The organism is Type-E symbiont of Plautia stali (assembly GCF_059731115.1).
This window is the reverse complement of sequence record NZ_AP035906.1, coordinates 3091695-3103973: the sequence shown is the minus strand read 5'-3', so window position 1 is coordinate 3103973 and position 12279 is coordinate 3091695. Positions and strand designations below refer to the sequence as shown.

General features: G+C 54.9%; 10 protein-coding genes. 4 read left to right on the top strand and 6 right to left on the bottom strand.

Features of this window, described 5'->3' with window-relative positions; all coding sequences use genetic code 11:
- The first annotated feature begins 103 nt into the window (after window positions 1-103).
- On the top strand, window positions 104-880 hold the full coding sequence (locus tag AC6I8L_RS14285) for a DUF3750 domain-containing protein (protein ID WP_058959126.1): 777 nt from the start codon (window positions 104-106) through the stop codon (window positions 878-880).
- A gap of 253 nt (window positions 881-1133) precedes the next feature.
- Here AC6I8L_RS14285 and AC6I8L_RS14280 read toward each other — a convergent pair whose 3' ends face one another.
- On the bottom strand, window positions 1134-1313 hold the full coding sequence (locus AC6I8L_RS14280) for a GDFGVC terminal motif YodC-like protein (protein WP_058959125.1): 180 nt from the start codon (window positions 1311-1313) through the stop codon (window positions 1134-1136).
- A gap of 475 nt (window positions 1314-1788) precedes the next feature.
- Here AC6I8L_RS14280 and AC6I8L_RS14275 point away from each other — a divergent pair, with 475 nt between their 5' ends.
- On the top strand, window positions 1789-2283 hold the full coding sequence (locus tag AC6I8L_RS14275; RefSeq protein ID WP_058959124.1) for a helix-turn-helix transcriptional regulator: 495 nt from the start codon (window positions 1789-1791) through the stop codon (window positions 2281-2283).
- Between the two features lies 1 nt (window position 2284).
- Here AC6I8L_RS14275 and mgtE read toward each other — a convergent pair whose 3' ends face one another.
- The 5 genes from mgtE to ppk1 form a co-directional block, all read right to left on the bottom strand.
- Window positions 2285-3718: a magnesium transporter gene (gene mgtE, locus AC6I8L_RS14270; RefSeq protein ID WP_058959123.1), complete on the bottom strand. Its 1434-nt coding sequence runs from the start codon at window positions 3716-3718 to the stop codon at window positions 2285-2287.
- A 126-nt stretch (window positions 3719-3844) separates the two neighbouring features.
- Entirely contained in the window at window positions 3845-4033 is a 189-nt protein-coding gene (locus AC6I8L_RS14265; protein ID WP_034825717.1) for a YfgG family protein, read from the bottom strand.
- A 150-nt stretch (window positions 4034-4183) separates the two neighbouring features.
- Entirely contained in the window at window positions 4184-4783 is a 600-nt protein-coding gene (tehB, locus tag AC6I8L_RS14260) for a tellurite resistance methyltransferase TehB (protein WP_058959122.1), read from the bottom strand.
- A gap of 27 nt (window positions 4784-4810) precedes the next feature.
- Window positions 4811-6334 (bottom strand): exopolyphosphatase, encoded by a 1524-nt coding sequence (ppx, locus tag AC6I8L_RS14255; protein ID WP_058959121.1) that lies wholly within the window; start codon window positions 6332-6334, stop codon window positions 4811-4813.
- Window positions 6335-6339: 5 nt separating this feature from the next.
- Window positions 6340-8400, bottom strand: a complete 2061-nt coding sequence (gene ppk1 / locus AC6I8L_RS14250) for a polyphosphate kinase 1 (protein ID WP_034825724.1) — start codon at window positions 8398-8400, stop codon at window positions 6340-6342.
- 182 nt (window positions 8401-8582) lie between these two features.
- Between ppk1 and AC6I8L_RS14245 the strand changes: the two genes are divergently transcribed.
- Complete coding sequence (locus tag AC6I8L_RS14245; RefSeq protein WP_058959120.1) at window positions 8583-10676, top strand: ABC transporter permease subunit; 2094 nt, start codon at window positions 8583-8585, stop codon at window positions 10674-10676.
- On the top strand, window positions 10673-12271 hold the full coding sequence (gene pstA, locus AC6I8L_RS14240) for a phosphate ABC transporter permease PstA (protein WP_058959119.1): 1599 nt from the start codon (window positions 10673-10675) through the stop codon (window positions 12269-12271). Before AC6I8L_RS14245 ends, pstA begins: the two co-directional genes overlap by 4 nt.
- Window positions 12272-12279: the final 8 nt, after the last annotated feature.

The following is a 12279-nucleotide window of genomic DNA, read 5'->3' as shown; positions in this document are numbered from 1 at the left end:
GGGCTTTTTCTTTTCCAGGACAGCAAAGCATAGTTAGTGAATACAAACCCACCTCTATCAATGCATGATGGCCGGTGAATTGTTAATCATCAGGACGCCGTCGATGCTGCCATTGAAAGCCTTTCTCCTCTCTTTCCTCTGTATTGTGTTGCTCTCACTGGCAGCGAGTCTGGCGCAAGCCACGCGCACCGGTGAGTTAACCAGTGAGCGCGGTGGCTGGGCGACGGCGCGACGGGATTCGGCCGGGTTAGCGCCGGACCCACATCAATATGCCAATCTGGCCATCGTGCAGGTCTATGCCGCGCCCACATATGGCTGGAAGGGCGCTGTCGCGGTGCATCCGTGGATCATTTTCAAACGCGCGGGAGAGACGCAGTACAACCGTTACGAAGTGATCAGCTGGGGCAGTGGCGACAAGGTGCGTCGCAACGCAAACCTGCCGGACGGATACTGGTACGGCGCGAAACCGCGTTTACTGGTGGAGCATCGCGGCAAGGAAGCAGAAGCAATGATTCCGCAGATCGAAGCGGCGATAAAATCTTACCCATGGCCAACGACCTATCACGCGTGGCCGGGACCGAACAGCAACACCTTTATGGCACACATTGGCCGTGAAGTGCCTGCGTTGAAGCTGGATTTGCCTGCTAATGCACTAGGCAAAGATTATCGCTCTCTGCTTCATCCAATTGGATTACCACCGTCGGGGCGTGGGTTACAGGTGTCCTTGCTGGGTGTGTTAGGCGTTACCTTGGGTGCGGAAGAAGGGTTGGAAGTGAATGTATTGGGATTGAATCTGGGGCTGGACTTCGCGCCATTAAAACTGCGCTTGCCGTTTATTGGCGGTATTGGGCAAGATAATCTGCAAAAGGACAATCCGTGATTGTCTGCGTTCACGTCGTGCAATAAATTGCGTAATGCCATTCACTTAAGCCAGTGAGTGCGTCTATAACCTGGTACGCATGAATGCGCACTCTACGAAAACCGCACCAAACAATGTAAGGGTGTCATTAATCGCACCGAGCAGCGTAGCGCGTCATTCATGGCGAGCAAAACCAGGCATTACACAATAAATTACGCCGCTATGGCAGGGGGCACTGACCAGTAGCGGCGCTATTTATCGCGCAACGGAAGAATCAGCACACGCCGAAATCGCCTTCTTCGTGATACAAATTCACGCTATCAGCTCTGACTTCGATCTCACGCTTGATGGCATCATCAACGCGTGCGCACCATAACAACTCACCTTCAACCCGTGTGACCTGCATCTTTGGGCCACCGGTCTTCGACTGCACAAAATCATCAACTTTAAACATGCTGTTTCTCCCTCAGGTCAGTGATAGCGCTAAGTGTATATGCGCTTGAACTCAGGTGCGCTCGATTTTGTGCGCTGGTATCCAACCTCAAATTAAATCCGGGATCACAGGACACTTGTTGTTCTCTCACGCCTTAAATGCTGATGACATAGCATCTGAAAACTGAAGGTGGTTGTCAGTTGACAACCTAATGTTCAAAGTATAAGGTGGCATGCAATGTCAGAAAGGAAGCGACACCCGCACAAAGAGATTGAAAGCGTTTTACGTTATGCAGAAGTTCAGGGATGGAAAATTGTGCAGGGTGGGCATCATGCGTGGGGAAAAATGTATTGCCCGGAGAAATCAGCAGAGTGTCGATGCGGTGATTTCTGTATTACCTGCATCTGGAGCACGCCTAAGAGCCCTGAAAATCATGCCAGGATGTTAAAGCGAGTGGTGGATAACTGCTCAAGAGTGAAACGATAAGGATGTAAAAATGGAATTTGAATTCACGTTACGTTTTCAGTTGAGTGAGGCTGTGTCTGATGACGAAGCCCTGGAACGACTCGGCGCTGCCGGTTGCACTGATGCGCTGGTGGGTACTGGCGTAGCCGGTAAATTGAGTCTGATGTACTACCGGGAAGCGGAGAGTGCGCAGCAAGCGATTCGCGATGCCTTAGCCGAAGTCATTCAGGCTTTACCCGATGCCGAACTGATTGAAGCGGCCCCCGATCTGGTCGGCCTTACGGATATCGCCGAGTTGATCGGCGTATCGCGCCAGAATATGCGGAAGTTAATGCTCACTCACAGCCCGCAGTTTCCACGTCCAATTCATGATGGTAAAACCGCGCTGTGGCACCTTATCGATGTGGTCGAGTGGTTAAATCAACGCGGCTCATCGCGCGTAACACCAGGCATCAGCGAACTGGCGCACGCAACGTTGCAACTCAATTTGCAGCAAGCGCTGCAACGTTACGCGCACTGTCTTTGATTTAACGGTGCAGCAAAAACACCGTTGCCAGACCGAGGAAAATAAAGAAACCGCCGGTGTCGGTGATAGCGGTGATCAGCACGCTGGAACCTACTGCCGGGTCGCGTTTCATCTTGGTCATGATCAACGGAATCAGTACGCCCATGAGCGCCGCCAGCAGCAGATTAAGCACCATCGCCAGCATCATTACGCCACCGAGTTGCATATTGTCGTACATCAACCAGGTGATGCTGCCCATGATTCCGCCCCAGAATAGCCCGTTAATCAGGGCAACGCCGAGTTCACGTACCACCAGAAAGGAGAAGTTACCGGGTTCCACCTGATGTAGCGCCAGTGCACGCACAATCATGGTGATGGTTTGGTTACCGGTGTTACCGCCAATCCCGGCGACGATAGGCATCAGCGCCGCCAGCGCCACCAGTTGAGAAATGGTCTCTTCAAACAGGCCAATTACGCGAGAAGCGATAAATGCGGTACACAGATTGATGGCGAGCCACGCCCAGCGTTTACCCACCGCTTTGCGCACCGGCGCGAACACGTCCTCACCCTGGCTGATACCGCCCATCTTACGAATGTTACTTTCGTTCTCTTCGTTAACCAGATCGATCACGTCTTCCACGGTGATACGGCCAATCAACTTGCCTTTCGCATCAATAACGGCGGCAGAGATCAGGTTATAACGCTCAAAGGCACTGGCTGCATCTTCGGCTTTGTCGTCGAGCTGAAAGGTGGTCGGGCGCGCATTCATCACGTCAGAAACCAGCGTCTTTGGCTTGTTGAGTAAAATGTCGGTGAGTGTTAACTCACCCAGCAACTGATTCTGTTCGTCAGTAATAAAGATTTTATCGGTACCATCCGGCATGCTTTTGCGCTTGCGCAGAAAGCGCTGCACGGTGGCGAGGGTCACGTCAGATCGGACGGTCAGAATATTGAAATCCATCACCTGGCCCACGCGGTCGCGATCAAGCTCGATCACTTCCAGCAGGCGTGCACGCAGGTTTGGCTCCAGCGTGGTGAGTAAACGTCCGGTTAAATCACGCGGCAGATAGCGAGCCAGATATACCTGATCGTCGATGTCCAGCGGCTCAATAGCGTGCAGAATCTCGCGATCAGTCATACCTTCCGTCAGGCTGGCCCAGACGGTTTCAGAGGCTTCGACCAGCACGCGACCGCGCTGTTCGGAGGGCACAAGGCGCCATAATGCCAGACGCTCTTGTTCAGGTAGCGCTTCGAGGATATCCGCTAAGTCAGCTGCGTGCAGTTGATGCAGCTCTTCTTCCAGCTGATGGCGCCAGTCGGTGATCTCCCGCAACTCGGCAGCATTGAGATCGATAGATTTATCCAGCAGCACATCAACGAGATCGTCCTCGCTGAGGAGCAGATGCAAGATGCGCTGACGGATTTCAGTTAATTGTTGTGCATACGGAGCAGACATAACGCGTCCCTTGTGTCTGTAAAGTCAGGTCAAAGTGTAGCGCGTTGCGGGTAATCAGGGCGCATTAAGCAGCATTGTCACAATCGGGCAATGTGAAGCGGCAAGCAACGATGACCCGCAAGTTCCTTAGCGCGAATCGCTGGTGCTCAGTGTGGTGACCGGCTCAGGTGCGGCTTTTTTTTGCTGATGATGCTCAATAGCACCGGGGATGATGAAAATCAGACGGCCAACCAAAATGAAGAAACTGATCAGCAAAATAATGCGAGTCATGGTACCGGTTTTGGGACGTCTTCGTGCTGGGATGGCGCTGTTCACGCGGGGTGGTTCCTGTAAATGCCCGGCTGGGCGATGGCAACATTTAGTCACAGTTAGATCGTCAGGTCAATTGCTGTGTGAAAAATGAGCAGTAATGGTTAAGGGTGCGTTGATCAAAATCAGATGGGGCCGCATTTCGCGGCCTCGTCATCAATAGCTGGCTTTTTGCGCCAGTAGCGTGGCGAAACGGTATTTGATGCGATCGCCGTTTTCATCACGACGATGCAGTTCACCGATTTCCTCGTTGTACTTCACGATGTGCCAGTTGCGATAGTAATGGCTCAGCTCGCCGGATTTGAACGTAAACGGGAAGTTCTGCGAGTTGGGATAATCATCCGTGCTCATCGCCGCCACAATCAGGTTATAGCCATATTTCAGCGTACTGGCCTGCATATCGGCAATCAGCTGTGGGATGGATTCCGGTTGCAGAAACATCATCACCACTGTTGATAGCACGAACTGATAGCCACCGTTGAACCGCACCTGGTTGAGATCGCACAGTTCCGTGCGAATGTTCTCCAGATTCTCTTCCTGAATAATGCTATTCAGACGCTCAAGGCTAGCGGGATTGCTGTCCCAGGCCGTCACGTCAAAACCATGCTGATTCAGGAACAGGCTATTACGGCCCTGGCCGCAGCCGAGGTCTAACGCTTTGCCCACTGCCAGTTTTGGCAATGCAGCCAGCACTTCGGAGTGGGTCGGTGTCAGACCGTATTTTTCCGCGAAATAGTTATCGGGACGTGTTGTCATAGTGATACAGCGGGCCAGCAGCCCGCATTACTCCTCTTCCAGCGTCAGTTTCCAGCCGGTGACATCATTCCAGTAGGCTTGCTCACGCTCCAGATCCAGCTGTACCAGCGTATTCTGGCTCAGATAGCCACGCGGGAAAGTCAGCGTCCAGTTGCTGTCATCCGCCTTGAGCTTGAGCGAGTCCGGCTTGGTGGTGGCCTGGCGCTGATTATTCAGCAGCGTACCCAGACGTAACAGGAACACCATCGGCAGGAACTGTTTCTTTTTGAACAAGGTGAAACGTGGCATCTCATCCTGCTTCACCGCTTTACGGTGGTAGCGTACCAGCATGGCCAACAGCATCTGTTGATCCTGATTAAAACCAGGCATGTTGGAGTTCTGCAGGATGTAAGCTGAATGGCGCTGCATGCCGCTGTGATTGATGGTCAATCCGACTTCATGCAGCAGCGCAGCCCATTTCAGCAGCGCGGAGAGCTGTGGATTCGCCAGCTTGGGATTTTGATCCAGCCACTGCAGATAAAGCTGCTCGGTGGTTTCCAGCACGCGGCGTGCCTGATCGCTATCGATAGCGTAGTGGTTAGCCAGACTTTGCGCGGTGCGGCTGCGGATATCCTGATGGCGGAAGCGACCTTCCATCTCATACAGCACACCTTCACGCAGCGCGCCATCAGACAGGCGCAGTTCGCGAATCGCCAGCGCATCAAACACGCCACACAGAATCGCTAAGCCAGGTACAAACACCGCTTTACGCTCTTCCGATAAGCCCGGCAGACTCAACGCATTGAAAGACTTGTGCTTCAATACTTCAGCAACCAGCATTTCCAGCGTTTCCGGGGTGATCAGTTTCTCTTTCTCACCCATTGCCAGCAGCACTTCGCAGGCCGCTTTGATCGAGCCTGAAGCACCCAGCGCATACTGCCAGCCGTGCAGACGATACTGCCACGCCATGGTTTCCAGCTTCTGCGCCGCGGACAAACGCGCGCGACGGAAGTGTTCAGGCGAAATTTCCCCTTTCGGGAAATAGAGATTGGCAAAGCTGACACAACCCATGCGGCGGCTTTCCACCAGCTGCGGTTCAAAATCCTCACCGATCACCAGTTCGGTTGAACCGCCGCCGATATCGATCACCAGCTTGCGGCCTTTTTCCGGCTGCGTGTGCTCCACGCCCATGAAGATCAGACGCGCTTCTTCGTTGCCAGAGATGATCTCGATCGGATAGGGGATCACCTCTGCGGCGCGCTGCAGGAACTCTTCGGCATTGGTGGCGATACGCAGCGTGTGCGTACCGACGATAGTGACGTTTGCCGGGCTGAACCCCTGTAAACGCTCCGCAAACAGCGCCAGGCAGCTCAGGCCACGCTCCATCGCCTCATCGCTCAGGCGATTTTGCGCATCTAACCCATCGGCCAGATGCACGCGCTGTTTCAAACGCCCCAACACTTGCATGGCGCCATCGACCACACGGGCAATGACCATGTGGAAACTGTTTGAGCCCAGATCGATGGCAGCAAATTCCTGCGGTTTCGGCGTACTTTTATGGGAAATTGGCATAGGCGTTATTCGGGTTGTTCCAGTTTCTTGATGTAATCGTAAATCGCCAGCTGCGAGCGCACCTTCTTGCGATTGCCGCGCGGAACATAACGGTTACTCAGTTCTTTGTCCACGATGCGCGCTTTCACGGTATCACTCAACAGAATGGCAATGATATCCAGAATGCGCTGCTTCACGCGGGGATCAAGGATCGCCACGGCCACCTCAATACGGTGATCGATATTACGCGTCATCCAGTCTGCGGAAGAGAGATAAACCTTTTTCTCGCCGCCGCTCTCAAAAATATAGACGCGGTCATGCTCAAGATAACGGTCAACGATGCTGGTAATACGAATATTTTCGCTGATGCCCGGTAAATCAGGGATCAGAGAACACATGCCGCGCACCAGTAAATTGATCTTCACGCCCGCAGATGACGCGGCATAGAGGCGATCCACCAGGCCGTTATCGACGAGATTGTTGATTTTCAGCGTAATGCCCGCCGGTTTTTTCTGCTGGGCATTGGCGATCTCGGCATCGATCAACTTATACAGCATGTCGCGCGAGTTCTGCGGCGACACCAGTAAGTGTTCGAACGTCACCGGACGATACGGGTTCTCAATAAAGTTGAACACGCGGCGCACTTCATTGGTGATGCGCGCATCTGCGGTCAGCAATGAATAGTCAGTATAAATGCGTGCGGTTTTTTCGTTGAAGTTACCGGTGCCGATATGCGCATAACGCACAATCTCATCGCCTTCACGACGTGAAATCAGGAACAGTTTGGCGTGAATTTTCAGACCCGGCGCGGAGAAGATCACGTGCACACCGGCTTCGGTCAGGCGTTTTGCCCAGCGAATGTTGGCTTCTTCATCAAAGCGCGCCTGCAGCTCAACCACCACAGTCACTTTTTTACCGTTATAGGCGGCGTGAATCATCGCATCCATGATGCGTGAGTTTTTAGCGACACGATAAATGTTGATCTTAATCGCCAGCACGCTTGGGTCGAACGATGCCTGACGCAACAGCTCCAGCACGTGCTCAAAGGTATGATACGGATAGTAGAGCAGCACATCGCGATTACGGATGGCATCGAAACCGTTACGGAAGCCATCAAAGCCGATGTGACGGATTTGCGGCAGCGGACGGTTTTCCAGATTGGCTTTGCCGACGTTCGGGAAGCCAATAAAGTCTTTAAAGTTGTGGTAACGGCCGCCCGGCACAATCGAATCGTAGTTCGAAATCGACAGCTTATGACGCAGCATTTCCACCATCGCATCCGGCATATCACGCTGATACACAAAGCGCACCGGTTCTGCGTTGAGACGCTGCTTCAGGCTGGAGGACATCAGTTCCAGCAGGCTCGATTCCATCTCGGTAACGAGGTCATACTCGGCATCGCGCGTCATCTTCATCGAATAGGCATTCAGCGCATCGTAATCGAAGAAGCCTTTGAAGATTTCATCCAGGCAATAGCGCAGGATGTTATCCAGCAGAATCATCGGCTTGCGACGACGCGGTGATTCAGCGGGTAAATTGACGAAACGGGGAACCTTGTCAGACGGGATTTCCAGCAGCGCATAACGAATATCGTCGCCGCGAATGATCTCGACCGCCAGATAGGTGTAGTCGTCTTTGAGGAACTCAATCAGATCGGTGTCGTGGTTAATCAGAATCGGCGTGACGTGCTGGCGTAATTGATGTTTGAAGTAATAGCGCAGCCACTCTTGCTGATTCGGCGACAGCTGGCGTTCGTTGATCAGGAAGATCTGATTACGTGCCATCTCCAGCAGCAGGTCGTTGTACAGCGCATCGAATTCCTGATCCGATTTCTGCACCCGCAGCTGAATTTTTTTCAAGATATGACGAAGGGTCGTCGGCGTGCCCTGTTCCTCACCAATCAGAATGCGACGTTTCAGATCGGCGAAGCGCACTTTGTAGAACTCTTCGAGATTGTTGGAATAGATTCCCAGGAAGCGCATGCGCTCGATCAGCGGGTTCGTTTTGTCTGCTGCTTCCTGTAATACACGTTCGTTGAAGCTTAACCAGCTTATTTCTTTTTCTATATACAGCTTTTCCTGACCCATTCTGACTCCGTGATGCTGTTGCTGGACGGATTGTCCGGCGGGAAAATCGCAAAAATGCGCCTCCGCTCAGTGTCCGTCACCATTATGGCGAGAGTATGGCAAGCTTGTCCAACGCCAAAGGTTGTCTTATCAATCAGCTACGGGCAACATAGCGACGTGTTTTCACCTGTAACCTGGCCTGCATGAGCATAAATCGTATCCCTGTCCATTTCAGCGACCGCCGTCGCCGCGCTGTCGATCAGTTTGTTCGTCGCGTGGTGACAGGCTGCGGCGTGGGCATTTTGCTGCTGATGCTGCTGCTATTCTTCTGGCTGATCTGGGTGGTGTTACCCCTTTTCAGCGCGCCGGGCATGCAAGCCACCACCAATATGCAGCTTTGGGATAAAGCCCAGGTACTGGCGATGGGCAGCGATGGGCATCTCGGCTGGCGCATCAGCCGCAACGAGGCGCGTTTTATTCCGCTCGATGGACAGCCCGCCGCTGAGGCGCTGACGCTGCAACAGCACCCTGATGCGGCGGTCAACAGCAGCAATAGCAATAGCGTGTTGCTCAATATGCAGGGCGCACTGCTGCTGATGCAACCGCTGATCCACGAAAACCACGGTCAATGGTTCTTCCCGTTTGGTGATCGTCCGCTGCATCTGGCGCAAGGCGCGGTCACCACCATGGCGCTCACCTCGCTATGCGATCACCAATGGCGGATTGCCGCCCAAACGCCGGCAGGCATCAGCGTAATGACGCTGGAGAACCAGCAAACCGTTAATCAGATTTTGCTGCCACAGCAGCAAGCCGAGCATTTGCTGTTATCCCCCGATGGCACATTACTCTACGCCAGCGAAGGGCGTTTGCTGCGTGTATGGCAAATCACGCCAGAAGGCGCTCAGCTGCGCGAAACGCAGACCCTTAACCAGCGTCCGCAAAGCCTGCATATCCTCACCGGGGGGCGCACGCTGCTGATTCAGGATACCCAGGGGGTCAAGCAATGGTTTGCCATCGCAGGCGATAAAGGGCCGCGGTTGCAGGAAATTCATACCTTTGATCACAGCCAGGATGCGCTGAAGGTTGTGCCTGAGGCGCAGCGTCGTGTGTTTGCCACCTTTAATGCTGCGGGGGAAATCAAACTGTTCGCCAGTAAGCAGCAGGGGCCGATTTTGACGCGGCAGCTGGCACCGGGCATCCAGGCGCTGGCCTTTTCACCCCGCGGCGATGCGCTGATTGTGGAGCGGGAAGGTCAGTGGCAACAGTTTGCGCTGGATAATCCGTGGCCCGATTTCACCTGGCGCAATCTGTGGCAAAAAATCTGGTACGAGAACTATCCGCAGCCGGATTGGGTATGGCAATCCACTGCGGCTGGCGACAGCTATCAGGCCAAATTCAGTCTGATACCGATGGTGCTGGGTACACTCAAAGCCGCCTCGCTGGCGCTGCTGTTTGCCACGCCGCTGGCTCTGGCGGCGGCAATGTACACCGCATGGTTTATGTCTCCGGGATTACGCCGCTGGGTGAAGCCGGGCATTGAAATGATGGGCGCGTTGCCAAGCGTGGTGATTGGCTTGATTGCCGGCGTCTGGCTGGCACCGCACGTGAGTACCGCGCTGGTCGGCGTGTTGCTGCTACCGCTGGTGCTGGCGGTGACTTTATTGCTGTGCGGCGTGCTCAGTCCGCTTTTGCCAGCGCGTTGGCGACGCCCAGGTTTCGAGGTGATTCTGCTGCTGCCGGTATTGCTGGCCGTCACACTCCTGACGCTGTGGCTGCCCACGCAGTTGTGGCCGGATATCGGCGAGCGGTTGGCGCATTATGAACAACGCAACTTATTGGTCGCGGCGCTGGCGATGGGCTTTGCATTGGTGCCGTTGATTTTCACCTTGTCAGAAGATGCTTTATTCAGCGTGCCGGGCGCGCTGGGTCAAGGTTCGCTGGCGCTGGGCGCTACGCCGTGGCAAACCCTGACGCGCGTGGTATTGCCGGGCGCTTCGGCGGGGATATTTGCCGCTTTGATGATTGGCTTTGGCCGCGCAGTAGGGGAAACCATGATTGTGCTGATGGCCACCGGCAACACGCCGGTCAGCGAAGGTGGCTTGTTTGCCGGATTACGTGCACTTTCGGCTAACATCGCCATTGAGATGCCTGAAGCGGCAGCGGGCAGTGCGCATTACCGAATTCTGTTCCTGAGTGCGCTGTTGTTACTGGTATTCACTTTAGTGATCAACACCGTCGCGGAGTTGATTCGTCAGCGTCTGCGCCAGCGCTACAGCCAGCATGAGGGACAGGGATGAAAGCGATGCGTCAAAACGATCGCTGGCGCTGGCTGACTGCTGGTGCGGTGGCCGTGTGTTTACTGGCGTTTACCTTGCTGATTGGCCTGCTGGGATGGCAGGGCATGCGCGCCTTCTGGCCACAACCGGTGGATCAATATCTGTTCCAGCCGCCGGAAGGCTCGGCGGTGATGGTGCTGGGCGAAACGCTGCATAAACAGCCGCAGGGCGAGCAGTGGCGCTATGTGGTGAAAACGGGCAATCGCGATTTTGCCGCACCGGATTTCCGTGTGCTGTATAGCCAGGGCGCGGCGAAAACGCGTCGCCCGGCAGATGCGGTGGTTTTACAGCGTCGCAGCGGTGGCAACGCTTACGGCTGGCTGATTGAACTGCGGGAAGACAATGAAGTGCTGACCGCGCGCGATCGTGATGCGCTGCTGCATCAGCGGTTGGCGCAAGTCCATGAGCAGCTACGCCAGGTCAGCCATATTCGTCGAGTGCAAATGGCGCGCCTCAATGCACAGCTGGAAAGCCTGCAGCAGCAAGCTGATGAGCAGCGTCAGCGCGGCACGTTCACCTTGCAGGATCAATCGGAATTCGATGCCAACAGCGTGGCGCTACAGCGCCGTTTTAGCGCGCTGGCGCAACAGCTGACGCATCTGCAACACGAAAGTCAGCGCGATACGCTGGTGCTGCGCGATGTACAGGGACAGGATCACATCATCCCGCTGGCGCAGGTGGTGGATGCCTGGTATCCGAACGCGATGTCGTTTGGGCAGAAGTTGCAGCACTTCTTCAGTCAAATCTGGCAATTTGTCAGCGATTCCCCGACATCAGGCGGCGGCGAGAGCGGGGCGTTCCCGGCGATTTTTGGCACTGTGCTGATGGTGTTGCTGATGTCGATCATCGTGATGCCGCTGGGGGTGGTGGCGGCGGTGTGGCTGCACGAATATGCCGGACGTCATGCGTTAACGCGGCTGGTGCGCATCGCGGTGGTGAATCTCGCCGGTGTGCCGTCGATTGTGTATGGCGTGTTTGGTCTGGGCTTCTTTGTCTGGTTGATCGGCGGCACGATTGATCAGCTGTTTTTCTCGCGCGCGTTGCCGAATCCGACCTATGGCACGCCGGGCCTGCTATGGGCGGCGTTGACGCTGGCGCTGCTGACATTACCCGTGGTGATTGTCGCCACCGAAGAGGGGCTGTCACGCATCCCGGATAATCTGCGTCAGGGCTCGCTGGCGCTGGGTGCCACTCAGGCGGAAACGCTGTGGCGCGTGGTGTTACCGCTGGCGGTCCCGGCGATGCTCACCGGCCTGATTCTGGCTGTAGCGCGTGCAGCAGGGGAAACCGCCCCGCTGATGCTGGTGGGTGTGGTGAAAATGGCCCCGGAGTTACCGGTGGATGCGGTGTTCCCCTATTTGCACCTCGACCGCAAATTTATGCACCTCGGTTTTCAGATTTACGATCTGGCCTTCCAGAGCCCGAATATCGACGCTGACCGACCGCTGGTTTACGCCACCGCCTTGCTGCTGGTGGTGATCATCCTGTCGCTCAATCTGTTGGCGATGGCGCTGCGGCATCGGCTGCGCGAGCGTTACCGCCTCATGACGCACTAGAAAGGTTT

What these genes read in the sequence shown, in the direction of transcription:
- AC6I8L_RS14285 (WP_058959126.1), top strand. Translation starts at nt 104, where the DNA reads ATGCTGCCATTGAAAGCCTTTCTCCTCTCTTTCCTCTGTATTGTGTTG.
- AC6I8L_RS14280 (WP_058959125.1), bottom strand. Translation starts at nt 1,313, where the DNA reads ATGTTTAAAGTTGATGATTTTGTGCAGTCGAAGACCGGTGGCCCAAAG.
- AC6I8L_RS14275 (WP_058959124.1), top strand. Translation starts at nt 1,789, where the DNA reads ATGGAATTTGAATTCACGTTACGTTTTCAGTTGAGTGAGGCTGTGTCT.
- mgtE (WP_058959123.1), bottom strand. Translation starts at nt 3,718, where the DNA reads ATGTCTGCTCCGTATGCACAACAATTAACTGAAATCCGTCAGCGCATC.
- tehB (WP_058959122.1), bottom strand. Translation starts at nt 4,783, where the DNA reads ATGACAACACGTCCCGATAACTATTTCGCGGAAAAATACGGTCTGACA.
- ppx (WP_058959121.1), bottom strand. Translation starts at nt 6,334, where the DNA reads ATGCCAATTTCCCATAAAAGTACGCCGAAACCGCAGGAATTTGCTGCC.
- ppk1 (WP_034825724.1), bottom strand. Translation starts at nt 8,400, where the DNA reads ATGGGTCAGGAAAAGCTGTATATAGAAAAAGAAATAAGCTGGTTAAGC.
- AC6I8L_RS14245 (WP_058959120.1), top strand. Translation starts at nt 8,583, where the DNA reads ATGAGCATAAATCGTATCCCTGTCCATTTCAGCGACCGCCGTCGCCGC.
- pstA (WP_058959119.1), top strand. Translation starts at nt 10,673, where the DNA reads ATGAAAGCGATGCGTCAAAACGATCGCTGGCGCTGGCTGACTGCTGGT.